Consider the following 14,144-nt stretch of genomic DNA (forward strand, 5'->3'; position numbering starts at 1 on the left):
GCCTTTTTTATTTCCAGGCGAGTTTTATCCCCCCAATGGAACGCCTTCTATTGGGAAGTTTTGGTTCTCAAGCGGGCTGCGAATTCACTCAGGAATTCCTGTTGGATTTTTTGCGCTTTGCGCAGTTGCTCCTTATTTAAAATACCTTCCAATTCTTTGTGTGTTTCCAGGCTGATAGCTGCGAATTGAGCGCCAATTTCGCCGCGTTGCTTGGGGGTTAGAGCGACCTTTTCACCACTGAGTAATCCGTATTTTTCCAGCACCGCTTTTTTCTCTGCGAAGCTTTTTTGCATAATGGGTAATACGGTTTTTTCCTGTCCCGGGGTGAGCTGCAAACGCAGCGTCACCCAATCGGTAATATCATCATACTTCTCCCAAAAGTCTGGATTGGCATTTTGCTGCTGGGCAGATGCCGGCGTGCTGCCAAAAGCCAGGCTCAGAGAGATCACTACCACCATGATGTGTGGTAGATGGTTGGACAGGATCATCAGTCGCATATTGGCGCTCCATTTACCCCTCACAGTAAAGCGTAGCAGTGGCCGCTGATATCGCGTTTTGCGCAAGTATCCTCTTGGCAATTTAAAAATATGTGGATATTTCTTTTTGTTTTACTTTTGCGGAGTGACTAGCGATTTTTAGGCTCGCTAATACTGGCTTACTGGTATCTATGCGCTCTACCGGGTGCGTTGTAGAATCCAGAACCTTATAGATTTGGACTGGAGTGCTGTGATGGCGGTAAAAGTGGCGGTGACGGGATTTGGTGGTCGAATGGGACGAGCGTTGGCGGAGGCTTTGTCCCTGTCTGATAAAGCCGAACTGTCAGCGGCTATAGTGCGGCCTGGCTCCAGCTTGGTCGGCGCCGATGCCGGTGAAGTTGCCGGTCTGGGCCGCAGCGGCCTCGCTATTGTGGACAGCCTCGATAAGGCAGACTTTGACGTACTTATTGATTTCACTGCCCCTAAAGCGACTGTGGAAAATACTGCCTATTGCGCGGAGAAAAATCTCCCCATTGTAATCGGCACCACGGGCTTTGATAGCGAGCAAAAAAATAAAGTATTGGCTTATGCGGATCAGGTGCCGCTGTGCCTCGCCAGTAATTTTTCCACCGGGGTAAACCTGTGCTTTAAATTGTTGGAAACTGCTGCGCGGGTAATGGCTGAAGAGGCCGATATTGAGATTGTCGAAGCCCATCATCGCCACAAAGTGGATGCACCTTCTGGCACGGCACTGAGTATGGGAGAAGTGATTGCGGAAACTCTGGGGCGCGACCTGGATAAAGTGGCAGTTTACGGCCGCGAAGGTCAAACCGGTGCCCGCGATCGGGACACTATCGGTTTTGCGACAGTGCGCGGTGGTGATGTGGTAGGTGAACACTCGGTGATGTTCCTGGCGGAAGGTGAGCGGGTCGAAATTAGCCACCGCGCCAGCAGCAGGCTCTCTTTTGCTCGCGGTGCTGTGCGCGCGGCACTGTGGATGATGGGAGAGGAAGGGAGTGCGCGGGCACCGGGGCACTACGATATGCGCGATGTGCTCGGCCTTAACTAATCTTACTTAGAGTAAATAAATTCAGCGCCTGCAGGGGCGCTGTGAAAGAAATTTTCGATTTTCATTTGCCCGCCATTTTTGCGGGTAAAACTAAAAGGCCGGCAACATTCGTTCGACCGGTCACCCTGTAACCTTCCTTTGAGGAATCTCGATTGGAAAGAAAGCTGATTGTCGGCAGCGAGGAGTGGTGCGGGCTTCCCGCACTCGGCGTCCCGGCGATTAAGGTGCGTGTGGACTCCGGGGCTAAAACTTCCTGTTTGCACGCTTACAACATCCATACCTTCAAGCGCGATGGCGAACCCTGGGTGAGTTTTGAGGCGCATCCACTGCAGCACCAGCGCCGCCCATCAGTGCGTTGTGAGGCGCGGCTTTTGGATAAAAGGCTGGTGCGCAGCTCCTCCGGTGAAAGCGAAAAACGCCCGGTAATTCGTACCTCTATTTCCATTGGTGGCAGTGTCTGGGATATCGAACTGACCCTGACCAATCGGGACAGCATGGGCTATCGCATGTTGCTGGGGCGCGAAGCCATGATTGGGCGAATGCTGGTAGATCCGGCTGAGAGCTTCTGTATTGGCGATATCCCGAAAAGCCAGTTGGATGAATATTATCGGGATGAGCACCATATTGCCGGTACCGGCCTGCGCATCGGGCTGTTGGCATCGAACCCGGATCTCTATAGCAACCGGCGCATTATGGAAGCGGGAGCCGAGCGCGGACACCGCATGAGTTTTCTCGATATCCGCCAGTGCTACATGAAGCTCGACCCTGATGAGCCGGAAGTGCATTACCGGGATGGCCGAATACTCAATAGCCTGGATGCGGTTATTCCCCGCATTCGCCCCAGCCAGACTTTTTACGGTTGTGCGCTGACGCGGCACTTTGAGAGCCTGGATATTTTTGCCTTGAATGGCTCCGCTGCTATCAGCCAGTCGCGGGATAAATTATTTTCCCTGCAGTTGCTGCAACAAAGTGGATTAAATATCCCAACCTCCGGGTTTGCCAATTCCCCAGTGGATACCAACGAGCTGATCGAAATGGTGGGCGGTGCGCCATTGGTGGTGAAGTTGCTGGAGGGAACCCAGGGGCGCGGTGTGGTTTTGGCAGAAACCCGCAAGGCCGGGGAGTCGGTGATTAATGCGTTTAAGTCCCTCAAGGCCAATCTCCTGGTACAGGAGTTTATTCGCGAGGCGGAGGGTAAGGATCTTCGCCTATTTGTTATCGACGGTCGTGTGGTGGCCTCGATCCAGCGTGAGGCGGCACCGGGGGAATTTCGTGCCAATATTCACCAGGGCGGTACGGCTTCAGTAGTGAAGGTCACCGCAGAGGAGAAGCGCCTGGCGGTCAAGGCCGCCAAGGTGTTGGGGCTCAAGGTGGCGGGTGTGGATATTATTCGCTCCCGCAAGGGGCCGCTGTTATTGGAGGTCAATTCCTCGCCGGGACTTGAAGGCATCGAGAGCGCTACGCGCAAGGATGTGGCTGGAGCCATGATCATATCTATCGAAAAGGCGTTGAAGTGGCGCCCGATATTGCCGGGGGAGGATCTTTAGGCGCTGTAACTCTGGTCCCGGCGGGGGCCTTTGCGTTGGGCTAACCTGAGTAGGTGGCCGGGCTTTTCGCTGGCGCGCAAATAGAGCCGCAGCGAGCTTTGGCCGCTGCGGGTAACAGCCCACCGCAGCTTCCTTTCGGGAGATGCAAACCGCAGGGTTTGAGCTTCTATGACGATATCCAGCCCAGGTTCACTTCGCACTATTCCCGCCCTGATACTTCTCCTGACCGTACTTTTCACCGGAGTGGGTGCCCAGGCTGCGGTGCAGCTCTCCGATACGCCTTTGGGGCGGCGGGTAATGGTGGATTACATAGTGCACTTCGCCTACCACCTGCAGTGGCCGGTCAATGCCTTTGCCAACAGCGGTGCCCCGTTCAAGGTGTGCCTGATGGGTGGGGACTCTCTCGGTGAGCCACTGGCGGCCCGATTCAAGAATCAGCGTATTGATGGGCGGGATGTGGAGCTTGAAAAGATCGAAGTCAAGGAGATGCTGCGGGCGCGCAAGTGCCAAATTGTGGTGCTGAGTACCCTGGATCGCCCCACACTGCTCAAGGCGCTGGTGGCACTGGAATTTTTCCCGGTACTGACGGTGAGCGATGCCGAGCGCTTTGCCGCCACTGGCGGTATGATCGAGTTTGCCGACAGCGGCCGGGAGGTGGCCCTGCGGATGAACAAGACCATGCTGGAGAAGGCGGAGCTGAAAATGGGCAGCAGTCTTTTCCGGTTGGGACGCAAGCCGGAGTGAGATTTTCAGGGAAAGTAGCCTGGCGTATTTTTGCACTAGCGTCCAGAGGTGAATTCGCGTAGAATCTGCGCCCGATTTGGGCCGGTGCCGCGAAGCTGAATCGCGCAGCGTGAGCCTACTAAAAAGCTGGCGGCAACCGTCGGCCACTTTGTGAGAATCACGCGTGAACAGATTTTTAAAGCGAGATGAAGCTGCGATGTTTCATCTCGCTTTTTTATGCGCGCACCAGTCAGGAGCCCGCGTGCTCCGAAGCCCGCAAACCCCGCCCGGAAGCAGTTCTGAAGATTGGAGTTCAATTTGACTAAAGCTGTCCCTACGTCGGAGGCTTTCATGCCCCACAACTTTATGCAGAGTACAACTCCCGCGCTGCTGGTGCTCGCAGATGGTAGTGTCTTTGAAGGACGCGCAATCGGTGCCCATGGCAGTTCTGTTGGCGAGGTCGTGTTCAACACATCCATGACCGGCTACCAGGAGATCCTCACCGATCCCTCCTACGCCCGCCAGATTGTGACTCTGACCTACCCGCACATCGGCAACACTGGCACCAACCAGGAAGACGAAGAGTGCGCTGATATCTGGGCCGCCGGCCTGGTAATCCGCGACCTGCCGCTGCTGGCCAGCAGCTTCCGCAACGAGCAGTCCTTGGAGGACTACCTGCGCGAGCGCAATATTGTCGGTATCGCCGATATCGACACTCGTCGCCTGACCCGCCTGCTGCGCGACAAGGGTGCACAGAGCGGTTGCATCGTTGCCGGTGACAATATCGACCGCGAAGAAGCCCTGGCCAAGGCCAAGGAATTTGCCGGTCTGAAAGGGATGGACCTGGCCAAGGTAGTGAGCACCAAGGAAGCCTACCCCTTTAGCGAAGGTACCTGGGAACTGGGCGAAGGCCACAAGGCCGCGCCGGAACAGCCCTTCAAAGTAGTGGCTTACGACTTCGGTGTGAAGCGCAATATCCTGCGTATGCTGGTGGATCGCGGCTGTGACATCACCGTAGTACCGGCGGAGACCCCGGCTTCCGAAGTACTGGCGATGAATCCCAACGGTGTATTCCTGTCCAATGGCCCCGGCGACCCCGAGCCCTGTGAGTACGCGATCACCGCTATCCGCGAAATCCTGGACGCGGGCATCCCCACCTACGGCATCTGCCTGGGCCACCAGCTGTTGGGCCTGGCGGTGGGCGGTAAAACTGCCAAGATGAAGTTCGGTCACCACGGTGGTAACCACCCGGTACAAGACCTGAACAGCACCAAGGTGATGATCACCGCGCAGAACCACGGTTTCGAAGTGGACGCCGACAGCCTGCCGGACAATGTGGAAGTTACCCACAAGTCCCTGTTCGACGGTACCTTGCAGGGTATTCACCTGAAGGACAAGCCGGCTTTCAGCTTCCAGGGACACCCGGAAGCGAGCCCGGGCCCACACGATGTGGCGCCGCTGTTCGACCACTTTATCGATTTGATGAAAGAGCGCGCCTAAGGGCGTAGCCGCCCAGGGTAGGGCAATTAACCGCCGCTTTTGCGGCGGTTTTAACAAGAAACGAATGAAATTTAGCGCAGCCGGCCTTTGCCGGTAGTAGAACGGAAGAAAGATGCCAAAACGCACAGATATCCAAAGCATTCTGATTATCGGCGCAGGCCCCATCGTGATCGGCCAGGCGTGCGAATTTGACTACTCCGGCGCCCAGGCCTGTAAGGCGCTGCGTGAAGAGGGTTACCGGGTGATCCTGGTGAACTCCAACCCGGCCACCATCATGACCGACCCGGCCATGGCCGATGCCACCTACATCGAGCCGGTGGAGTGGCGCACCGTTGCCAAGATTATTGAGCAGGAGCGCCCCGACGCTATCCTGCCCACCATGGGTGGCCAGACAGCACTGAACTGCGCCCTGGACCTGGATAAGCACGGTGTCCTGAAGGAGTTCAATGTCGAGCTGATCGGTGCGGACAAAGACGCTATCGAGAAAGCGGAAGACCGCGACCTGTTCGACAAGGCGATGAAGGCCATCGGCCTGGAAACTCCGCGCGCCAAGATCGTCCACTCCATGGAAGAGGCGAAGAAAGTGCCGGAAGAGTTCGGCTTCCCGGTGATTATCCGTCCGTCCTTCACCATGGGTGGTTCCGGTGGCGGTGTGGCCTACAACTGGCCGGAGTTTGAAGAGATCTGTAAGCGCGGTCTCGACCTCTCCCCCACCAACGAATTGCTGATCGACGAATCCCTGCTCGGCTGGAAAGAGTACGAGATGGAAGTGGTTCGCGATAAGAACGACAACTGCATCATCGTATGTTCCATCGAGAACTTCGACCCGATGGGCGTACACACCGGTGACTCCATCACCGTTGCCCCGGCGCAGACGCTGACCGACAAGGAATACCAGCTGATGCGTAACGCCTCTATCGCGGTATTGCGCGAGATCGGCGTTGAAACCGGCGGCTCCAACGTACAGTTCGGCGTTTGCCCGAAGACTGGCCGCGTAGTTGTGATCGAGATGAACCCCCGAGTATCCCGCTCCTCCGCACTGGCCTCCAAGGCCACCGGCTTCCCGATCGCCAAGGTCGCGGCCAAGCTGGCAGTGGGTTACACCCTGGACGAGTTGCAGAACGATATCACTGGCGGTGCTACCCCAGCGTCTTTCGAGCCGTCTATCGATTACGTTGTCACCAAGATCCCGCGCTTCACCTTTGAGAAATTCGGTGAAGCTGATGCACGCCTGACCACTCAGATGAAGTCTGTGGGTGAAGTGATGGCAATCGGCCGCACATTCCAGGAGTCCATGCAGAAAGCCCTGCGCGGTCTGGAAGTGGGCAGCTTCGGCCTGGAAAGCAAGATTGACCCGAGCAAAGACGGCGCTGAGACCCGCCTGCGCAGCGAACTCTCCGTTCCGGGGGCCGAGCGCATCTGGTACGTGGGCGACGCCTTCCGTATGGGCATGAGCGTCGGCGAAGTTTACGACCTGTCCGGTATCGATCCCTGGTTCCTGGTACAGATCGAAGAGCTGATCAAAATCGAAGAGCCGCTCAAGTCACTGCCTACCTCGGCGCTGACCACTGAGCAAATGCGCTTCCTCAAGCGCAAAGGCTTCTCCGATCGCCGCCTGGCGGACCTGCTGGGGGTGAGCCAGAAGACTGTGCGCGAATTCCGCCACAAGCTGGGCGTATTCCCGTCTTACAAGCGCGTGGACACCTGTGCTGCTGAGTTCAGCACCTCTACTGCTTACATGTACTCCACCTACGATGAGGAGTGCGAAGCGCAGCCGTCCGACAAAAAGAAAATCATGGTACTCGGCGGTGGCCCCAACCGTATCGGTCAGGGCATCGAGTTCGACTACTGCTGTGTACACGCCGCCCTGGCGATGCGCGAAGACGGTTACGAGACCATCATGGTCAACTGTAACCCGGAGACTGTTTCCACCGACTATGACACTTCCGATCGCCTCTACTTCGAGCCGGTAACCCTGGAAGACGTGCTGGAAATCGTTGCCAAAGAGAAGCCGGAAGGCGTGATCGTACAGTTTGGCGGCCAGACTCCGCTGAACCTGGCGCGCTACCTGGCCAACGAAGGTGTACCGATTATTGGTACCACCCCAGAGCAGATCGACCGCGCCGAAGACCGCGAGCGCTTCCAGCAGATGATCATGCGTCTCGGCCTCAAGCAGCCGAAGAACGCTATCGTGCGCTCTGTCTCCGAAGCCATTCAGGCGGCGAAAGACGTGGGCTACCCGCTGGTTGTGCGCCCATCTTACGTACTGGGCGGCCGCGCCATGGAGATCGTCTACAAAGAAGACGAGCTGCTCACCTACATGAAAGAAGCGGTACAGGTTTCCGACGAAGCGCCGGTACTGCTGGACCACTTCCTCAACGCCGCCATTGAGGTGGATATCGATGCGGTATCCGATGGCAAGGACGTTGTGATCGGCGCCATCATGCAGCACATTGAACAGTGTGGTGTTCACTCCGGTGACTCCGCCTGCTCCCTGCCGCCTTACAGCCTGCCGGCGGATGTGCAGGACCGTATGCGCGAAGAAGTGAAAGCCATGGCCCGCGAACTGGGTGTAGTCGGCCTGATGAATACCCAGCTGGCCTACCAGGACGGCGAGATCTACGTGATCGAGGTAAACCCGCGCGCTTCCCGTACCGTACCTTTCGTCTCCAAGTGCATCGGCACTTCACTGGCGAAAGTGGCTGCGCGCTGTCAGGCGGGTATCAGCTTGCAGGAGCAGGGCTTTACCGAAGAAATCGTACCGGACTACTACTCCGTTAAAGAGTCTGTATTCCCGTTCAACAAGTTCCCTAAAGTGGACCCGATTCTCGGCCCCGAGATGAAATCCACCGGCGAAGTAATGGGCGTAGGCGCTACCTTCGCAGAAGCCTTCGACAAGGGCCTGGTTGCCGCTGGCGACCGCCTGCCGGAGTCCGGACGCGCATTTATCTCTGTGCGTGACTTCGACAAGGCCGACGCAGTGGGCGTAGCTCGCGATCTGGTGGAGCTTGGCTTCGAAGTAATTGCCAGCCGCGGCACCGCCAAGGTCTTGCAAGAAAACAATATTCCCGTTACAACCGTCAACAAGATGAGTGAAGGTCGCCCGCATATCGTCGATATGATTAAGAATGACGAGATTGCGCTGGTAGTGAACACTACCGAAGGGCGCCAGGCGATTCGCGACTCTGCGGATATCCGTCGCAGTGCCGAGAACCACCAGGTGTGTTACACCACCACCCTGGCAGCGGCCCAGGCCATGGCGATGGCCATGCGTCAGGAGCAGCCGCTACAGGTTCGCCGCCTGCAAGACCTTCACCAGCGTGTCGTAAAGCTGTCTTAATAGCTTTAAAACCAACTTGTGAAATCCAACCGGGCCCCGTGATCTCACTGGGCCCGGTTTCGTCGTAACAATAATGGAGGTCCCACATTGAACCGGGTACCAATGACCGTTGAAGGCGCAGAAGCGCTGCGCTCAGAGCTGGACAATCTGAAAAAAGTTGAACGCCCTACCGTTGTACAGGCGATTGCTGAAGCGCGCGAACACGGTGATTTAAAGGAAAATGCCGAATACCACGCGGCGCGGGAAAAGCAGGGCTTTATCGAAGGCCGTATCCAGGAAATCGAAAGCAAGCTTTCCCACTCTCTGGTCATTGATGTGAAAAGCATTGAGCCCAGTGACAAGGTAATTTTCGGCACTACGGTAACGATTATTCACCTGGATGATGAGAAGGAAGTCACATACAAAATTGTGGGTGACGACGAAGCCGATGTGAAAAAGCACAAGATCTCGGTGAACTCCCCGATTGCCCGTGCGCTGATCGGCAAGGAAGTGGGTGATGTGGTGGTAGTCCAAACACCTTCCGGTGCGGTGGAGTACGAAATCGATGCGGTTGAGCACCTGTAAATTACAAGCGATAAAAAAAAGGGCGGCCATGGGCCGCCCTTTTTTGTTGTTGCCCGTTCTACTGGAATACGAGGCTTTGGTTAGCATGGCCAGACTGCATTACCGTAGCAGTTTCATAGAGGCCGAATTGTCCCACCAGGCTGTTATTGTTGTGTCCTGATTGGCGTGCTGTTGCGCTGTGCCCAGAACCGATCTGTCCCAGGTACACATCATTGTGGTGGCCTCTCTGGCGGGCACTCGCACTGTGGTCGTACCCTGCCTGTGAAATATCCGCTTCCTGATTGTGGCCACGCTGACGCATACGGGCGTAGTGATCACCACCCACCTGACGAATATCACCATCATTGGATTCACCGGACTGGCGCATGCCGGCATCGTGGCCAAAGCCGCTCTGGAAGGTATCTGCGTTGTGCAGCTCTCCTCTCTGACGGATAACGGTCTCAGAGCCAACGCTAACAACCTGGGTGGCGGTTGCCGTGTTGTGGCTGTCCATCTGGCTAATCATCACCATGTTACCAACACCTGCAAACTGATAGGTGAGGGCGTAGTGGTTGTCCCCAGATTGCTGATGGGCGGAGTAGCTGCCGAGCTGTCCAATCTGGTAGGTCTCAGACACGTTGGTGGTGCCGGACTGGAAGCTGAACGACTCGTTGCCGGCACCGCCGCTTTGCAGCAACTCTGCCGAGTGGTGATCACCTTCCTGGTACTGGTACCCATAGCTGCCGAGTTCAATGCTATGAGTGATCTCTGCATCATTGCTATGGCCATGTTGTTCCTGCATAGCGTTGTTATCCCAGGTCAGCGGCCCGGTCTGATCGATAGTGGCATTGTTGTGGCCGCCATTCTGGTCCTGAGTGGCAGTGTTGCCGCCCGCGTAAGCGGTTCCACTGATGGCCAGGGTTAGGGCTACAGCGATAGGGGTCAAAGTCTTCATGAGTGTCTCCATTACTACAAACTTCAATGAGCATCACATGGTGAAATACCAGCCTAAGTGGCTGAAAAGGGGTGGCACGTCATCCTGCGCCGAGGGTTTTACAGCAGGTGCACCTAGCCGGAGGGGTAGGTATCACTGTAAAGAGGGGGAGCAGCGTTGCCGCAAAGGCATTGCCGCCAGTCAAACAGGTACGTGGGAGAGTAGGACTGATACATTTTGATGGCTTCCCTGATACTGCTTAGGAGTCCAAAATTTCGTTCCGTCCTCAATATTCTTGCTGGAAATTGACGCAGTCGCTATAGGAGAGAAGTTGTAAATCCTTGAGAAGAAAGTTCTATTGCAGAGTTCTAATTTCACTTTTCTCTCTCTATAGCTTTTGCCTGTTGCTATGAATAGCGCGGGGATTTAAGTCGGATTTTTTGATTGGCAATTTTGCTGCGAGCCTATTTACTGGGAAATATGGCTGCTGTTGGAAATGCCGATCTGTAGGGTGTTGCTGGATGCTCCCGCTCTTATCTGGCTGGCTTGGACTTGGTTAAATAGGCCAATCTGGGTGCTATTGGCCATTTGATTCAGACCTAGTTGAGAGAATGAAACGTTATTTTCCAGCCCAATTTGGTTTGATTGGTTGGTATTGCCAACACCAGCTTGCAAAGAATTTGCTGAATTTAACAACCCTTCCTGTGAAGCTGATGATGAATTTCCCGTGCCCAGCTGCTCCATTTCGGAAAAGTTAAGTACGCCTGTCTGGGTAATTGAAGATTCATGAGCGATGCCGGTTTGCTCACTGACACCTAAATTAAGCAAACCCGCCTGTGAGATTGAGGCATTACCGGTAAAACTGAATACTTGTGCCACGGCGGCGACATTGGCTCTATCTGTCTGCTCAATATTGATGCTGTTATTGGCCCCGGAAATCTGTACCGTGGTGGCAACCTGTCCCTGGCCATCCTGAGTATGCAGGGAGAAGCCGTTTATTTGGTTAACTTGCCGTGTGAGTGATCTGCTATTAGAGCCAATCTGTACGCTCTGTCCCGCATTGTCGCTCCCTGTTGATTGGGAGACTCTGGAAAAATGATTGCGGCCAGTTTGAAATTGGGAAATTGTGCTGTTGATTTCTATGGATTGAATGCCGGTGGCGTCATTAAAAAAGCCAATTTGCTCTTGCAGGATTAAGTTGCCCTCATTAAGCGGAAACCTCTGGTTGGCAACGGCATTGTTGCCAATACCAACCTGTATCTGCTCTACGGTTTGGTCATTCCCAAAGGCGGAATTGACGGAAAGAAATGCGATAAATGTGACTACCGGCGAGTAAATAACTTTTTTCACGAATACCTCCACGACTACATAACAAGGAGCATGAAAATTACGGCTTTAAAGTGCGGTGTTGGCAAGCAAACATAGGTAAATTACCACTGGAAATTAAATTCCGGACAGTAATTATTAAGAGCGCTAAAAGCGAATTGACCCAACTACCGCTATTTTCATTGTTGATGGCGGTATAGTAAGTTTCTATAGGGCTTTATTCTCAATTTAATGAGAAATAAGTATCAAGAAATGAGTGCTTTTACCTCAGGAATCCAGTCGGAATAAGTTGACCTTACTCCGACTGGAATAACTTCGTTACTGTAAAACCACTGCCGTATTACCGGTACCGGTTTGGGTAATATTGGCAGATTGGGAGAAACCATTTTGAATCACAGTTGCGTCATTCATACTGCCAGACTGATTGACGATCACCATATGGCCACCGCCTAGTCCACCATTGCCGGCTTGCATAATATTGGCGGAATTTAAGTAGCCATCCTGGGTGACGTAGGCACTGTTATACCAGGATACTTGCACGATGGTGGCCATGTTGCCCTCGCCATCCTGATAGAGGTCCAATTCGTTGTACATATCTGACTGGGCGACATCTGCGCTGTTGGCGGCGCCGATCTGTTGGATACTGGCGTAGTGCCCGGTGCCTTCCTGGCTGATTATGGCCTCATGGCTTGAGCCTTGCTGGAATATCAACGCATCGGAATTAAAACTCGCGTATTGACCAATCAAGGCACCATGCATCTCACCCATTTGCTCTATAACAGAGACATTATCACTACCGAGGTGTTGTTGGATCTCTGCTTCGTTACCGGACCCCACCTGGCGTATTGTCGATTGCCCATGCTGTGTGGCTAATTGATAGCTACTGGCACGATTATTAGAGCCTGACTGGAATATTTCTACGCTATTTGCGATCCCATCCATTTGCAGGCTATAGGCGTCGTTAAGACTGCCTTCTTGTATTTGGATAATTGAGCTTTCAATTTCGTTTTGCTGTACGGCCTCTGCAATATGAGCAGAGCCGTCTTGACTGATCTCCAGGTGATTATCGATAGCGCTTGGGTCAGTTTGATCCGCTACAGCTGAGTTACTGGAGCCACTTTGGGTGATTAATGTAGTATTTTCTGCAGCATAACCCAAGCTGGTGGCAGATATCGCCAATACCAGTGGAATTACGGTAATCTTCTGCACGGCTAACTCCTGTGTATTACCGTCTAGTGGTAAATCCGGTCGTTAAAACTTTTGCCTGTGTTACCTGTGAAGTGAGTAACGTCAAAATGTGAGAAATCGTTTACATGGAAAACTGTAGACGAAGAATTTTGAAACCACTGCTACGTAAGAAAATATTGATGCAGTATTTTTATCAGGTAAGGAAAGAATGCCATTCTTTGGGTAGCTTTGTGAGTGACTCATAAATTAAAGCTGGCATTGAAAAATGAATTCTTTCCTCTATCCATATTGAAAATATAATAACTTTCAGCCGGAACGAATATGCCGCTACTGCATGATAAATCCTTGGTTTAACACACCATTCTGAATGCCAATAGCCGTTTGATTGTCGACGCTTTGGGTAATAGTATGAAGGTTAGTTGTTCCTATCTGGGTACTGCTTGCAGTTTGCATTGCTCCAGCTTGATCCACGATGGACATATTGCCAGTACCATCTTGTAGCGTAGAAACCAACAAAATATCTCCCGTCTGGGTCTGGGTACTAATGTTACCATCTCCTATCTGGGTACTTGTTGCTACCAGGATGTCACCCGTTTGTATAGAAAAGTAAGTATTCAGATTGCCCGTTTGCGAGGTGGTCAACAGATTATCAAACCCTGTTTGTTCGGCATCTGCGCTATTTTGATCACCCGTTTGAGACACATTTAGGCTGTTAAACATGGTGGTAGTTTGAGTCACTAACATCTGGTTATCAAAGCCAGACTGATAGAGATTGACTGTATCGAAACTACTGTCTGTTTGGGAGAAAATGACGTCATTTGCAGAGCCGAACTGAGAAATGTCAACAAAGCTGGAAGAAGTACTGTCTTGTAAAGTAGAGGCGAAATTTCCAGCGCCCTCCTGATAGATATTTACCTCTGCATCATCTGAAAAATTAGTTTGAGTCGAGTCAGCTTCATTCCCCAGCGTTACCTGTTCATGCCTGATGATACTCAAGTTGGTTGAAGTGTCTTGCAGGCTATTGCTAACCTGTGCTTCATCTGCCTGAATAACCTCAATAAAGTTGTTAGTTGCCGTTGGGTCTACTTGGTTTGCAGTCACCTGGTGATTGTTACCCGTTTGTTCCACGGTAGTTGTATTTCCATCCGCATAAGCAATTGACCCGACAAGGCATAAACTGATGCCCACGGAAATTGGTGTATGGATTCGCATCGATATCTCCGATTGAAGGTAAGGTGGATTTTTCTTATCCCCATGATTTCAGTTGCGGTGAAGCATCAAGCCTAGGAAGGACAAAAGACTCCATAGATAGGGTATGGCATTTATTGCGCAAGGTGTTTGGCACACCTTGTTTTATTGCTATCCCTAATAGGTATTATCACTGGAGTACCTGATAATACCCTGATGCTGGTATGAGTTTTATTGTAAGCCTCAAGTATTGCTATGGGAAGTTAGTGCCTAAAAAATAGGAAAAACTTCTTTGTTGTTGTTTTTTGCG

The 14,144-nt window shown here is 53.0% G+C and carries 11 protein-coding genes and 1 pseudogene; 7 read left to right on the forward strand and 5 right to left on the reverse strand.

Annotated features, from left to right (window positions below; all coding sequences use genetic code 11):
* Positions 1–47: 47 nt before the first annotated feature.
* A complete protein-coding gene (locus ACJJIL_RS02745) occupies positions 48–497 on the reverse strand; it encodes a hypothetical protein (protein ID WP_282931315.1) in 450 nt (149 codons plus the stop codon).
* A 232-nt stretch (positions 498–729) separates the two neighbouring features.
* Here ACJJIL_RS02745 and dapB point away from each other — a divergent pair, with 232 nt between their 5' ends.
* The 7 genes and pseudogenes from dapB to greA all read left to right on the forward strand — a co-directional run bounded on the left by dapB (position 730) and on the right by greA (position 9,219).
* Complete coding sequence (gene dapB, locus ACJJIL_RS02750; protein ID WP_444891981.1) at positions 730–1,545, forward strand: 4-hydroxy-tetrahydrodipicolinate reductase; 816 nt, start codon at positions 730–732, stop codon at positions 1,543–1,545.
* A 224-nt stretch (positions 1,546–1,769) separates the two neighbouring features.
* Positions 1,770–2,054: pseudogene (locus ACJJIL_RS02755) on the forward strand (ATP-dependent zinc protease family protein); the annotation flags it as partial.
* Positions 2,055–2,183: 129 nt separating this feature from the next.
* Positions 2,184–3,092 carry a 30S ribosomal protein S6--L-glutamate ligase gene (gene rimK / locus ACJJIL_RS02760; protein WP_413665891.1) on the forward strand — a complete coding sequence of 303 codons (909 nt, stop codon included), beginning with the start codon at positions 2,184–2,186 and terminating at the stop codon, positions 3,090–3,092.
* Between the two features lie 168 nt (positions 3,093–3,260).
* Positions 3,261–3,836, forward strand: a complete 576-nt coding sequence (locus tag ACJJIL_RS02765) for a YfiR family protein (RefSeq protein ID WP_444918153.1) — start codon at positions 3,261–3,263, stop codon at positions 3,834–3,836.
* Positions 3,837–4,166: 330 nt separating this feature from the next.
* The gene (gene carA / locus ACJJIL_RS02770) at positions 4,167–5,315 is read left to right on the forward strand and encodes a glutamine-hydrolyzing carbamoyl-phosphate synthase small subunit (RefSeq protein ID WP_282931318.1); all 1,149 of its coding nucleotides are present in this window, start codon (positions 4,167–4,169) and stop codon (positions 5,313–5,315) included.
* A 112-nt stretch (positions 5,316–5,427) separates the two neighbouring features.
* Entirely contained in the window at positions 5,428–8,655 is a 3,228-nt protein-coding gene (gene carB, locus ACJJIL_RS02775; protein WP_444891977.1) for a carbamoyl-phosphate synthase large subunit, read from the forward strand.
* An 87-nt stretch (positions 8,656–8,742) separates the two neighbouring features.
* Entirely contained in the window at positions 8,743–9,219 is a 477-nt protein-coding gene (greA, locus tag ACJJIL_RS02780; protein WP_282931320.1) for a transcription elongation factor GreA, read from the forward strand.
* A gap of 58 nt (positions 9,220–9,277) precedes the next feature.
* Here greA and ACJJIL_RS02785 read toward each other — a convergent pair whose 3' ends face one another.
* The 4 genes from ACJJIL_RS02785 to ACJJIL_RS02800 form a co-directional block, all read right to left on the reverse strand.
* Entirely contained in the window at positions 9,278–10,153 is an 876-nt protein-coding gene (locus ACJJIL_RS02785; RefSeq protein WP_445361156.1) for a hypothetical protein, read from the reverse strand.
* Between the two features lie 447 nt (positions 10,154–10,600).
* Complete coding sequence (locus tag ACJJIL_RS02790) at positions 10,601–11,482, reverse strand: hypothetical protein (protein ID WP_445361157.1); 882 nt, start codon at positions 11,480–11,482, stop codon at positions 10,601–10,603.
* A 294-nt stretch (positions 11,483–11,776) separates the two neighbouring features.
* Complete coding sequence (locus ACJJIL_RS02795) at positions 11,777–12,667, reverse strand: hypothetical protein (RefSeq protein ID WP_445361158.1); 891 nt, start codon at positions 12,665–12,667, stop codon at positions 11,777–11,779.
* A 306-nt stretch (positions 12,668–12,973) separates the two neighbouring features.
* Positions 12,974–13,858, reverse strand: a complete 885-nt coding sequence (locus ACJJIL_RS02800; protein WP_445361159.1) for a hypothetical protein — start codon at positions 13,856–13,858, stop codon at positions 12,974–12,976.
* Positions 13,859–14,144 lie beyond the last annotated feature (286 nt).

The sequence above is a fragment of the Microbulbifer maximicatervae (SeqCode) genome (assembly GCF_052468095.1).

Coding starts and splice junctions, on each gene's coding strand:
- ACJJIL_RS02745 (WP_282931315.1), bottom strand. CDS start 497: ATGCGACTGATGATCCTGTCCAACCATCTACCACACATCATGGTGGTA.
- dapB (WP_444891981.1), top strand. CDS start 730: ATGGCGGTAAAAGTGGCGGTGACGGGATTTGGTGGTCGAATGGGACGA.
- ACJJIL_RS02765 (WP_444918153.1), top strand. CDS start 3,261: ATGACGATATCCAGCCCAGGTTCACTTCGCACTATTCCCGCCCTGATA.
- carA (WP_282931318.1), top strand. CDS start 4,167: ATGCCCCACAACTTTATGCAGAGTACAACTCCCGCGCTGCTGGTGCTC.
- carB (WP_444891977.1), top strand. CDS start 5,428: ATGCCAAAACGCACAGATATCCAAAGCATTCTGATTATCGGCGCAGGC.
- ACJJIL_RS02785 (WP_445361156.1), bottom strand. CDS start 10,153: ATGAAGACTTTGACCCCTATCGCTGTAGCCCTAACCCTGGCCATCAGT.
- ACJJIL_RS02800 (WP_445361159.1), bottom strand. CDS start 13,858: ATGCGAATCCATACACCAATTTCCGTGGGCATCAGTTTATGCCTTGTC.